Origin of the sequence: Sulfitobacter sp. (genome assembly GCF_041552635.1) — a bacterium.
GTDB lineage: Bacteria > Pseudomonadota > Alphaproteobacteria > Rhodobacterales > Rhodobacteraceae > Sulfitobacter.
On sequence record NZ_JBFEKM010000388.1, the window covers coordinates 1 to 1,197 of the forward strand.

Genomic DNA, 1,197 nt, shown 5'->3' on the forward strand with positions numbered 1-1,197 from the left:
AAGAAAGCACTTCGAGAGCTTTCAAGTCCGCTTCTTCCAGCTTTTCGCCATAGAAGTTCATCATGTCCGGCCCGATGCCAAGGATCGCTTCTTGTTGTTCGGGCGTCAGCCGCTCAAAGCTGTCGCGATTCATGACGGTGCCCAAGCTGGTAATCGTCGAATACCGTAGCTCTGTCATCGTGTCGATTTCTTCGCTTAGCTTCGAGGCGACAGCGTAATACGCATAGGTCACCGAGCAATCCACAAGACCGGTTTCCATGGCCTGATAGACATCATAAATAGGCATGTTCACCATGTTTCCACCAAGTGCGGCAAGCACGTCACCGGACGATCCGGTATGCGCAATCTTGGTGCCTTTGATGTCGTCGACCGACCGGATGCCTTCGCCACGACAGGCCAGAATGGCCGGCGACAAAGAAAACGGTGCTATATAGACAAGGTTCATTTCTTCAAGACGCTCTTTGATGCGCTCGTTGGTCGTGAACAGCTCATAAACGGCTTGCATCATAACCCAAGGGTGACCGGGCTTGTTCAACAGCAGGCCCGCCATTTGCAATTCAGGGAATTCCGAGGCGACATAGGCCCCGATCAACACGCCCATATCTGCAACGCCAACCGAAATCGACTGTAGTGCGGCGTCGGTCTTGAACAGGGCACCTCCCCAGTTCTGTTCTACCGTTACCTCTCCGTTCGTGCGCGCTGCGATCTGCTCTGCGATGTAGTTCACAGCCTCGGCCCGCACGCCGCGGTTCGGTCCAGGTTCATTTGCGATCAGCCGTGTTTCCGCATGGGCCGCCATGGCCAAAACCGAAACTGATGCGGCCATGACGGCCCCTAGAATACGCTTCTTCATAGTCTCTCCTCCCTTTTGTTTCGGGTATGATTGCACCCGACTTATATTAAATATTAAATAGCATGATAACTATTATCTAGCAATCTATTTATTCGTGCGACTCCCGTCCAAACACGTTAAATACTTGTCAGTATGCGCTAAGCGTTTTGTCCAACCGCGTACGGGCAGCATCAAATTCACGCTTCAGGCGTGCGACCATTTCCGAAGCTGGGACAACACCTTCAACCGCGCCAATGCCCTGCCCCGATCCCCAAATCTCTTTCCAGCTTTTGGGTTTTTCACGGTCCTCCGCAAAATTCATTTTGGACGGGTCAGATTGCTCCAACGCATCCGGATCCATCCCT

The 1,197-nt window shown here is 52.6% G+C and carries 1 protein-coding gene and 1 pseudogene; both read right to left on the reverse strand.

All coding sequences use genetic code 11. The features are described from left to right. Nucleotides 1-853: C4-dicarboxylate TRAP transporter substrate-binding protein (locus ABYT07_RS21310; protein WP_372993990.1), on the reverse strand; the 853-nt coding region annotated here is incomplete at its 3' end. A gap of 127 nt (nucleotides 854-980) precedes the next feature. Next, nucleotides 981-1,197 (reverse strand): annotated as a pseudogene (locus ABYT07_RS21315) (nitronate monooxygenase); the annotation flags it as partial.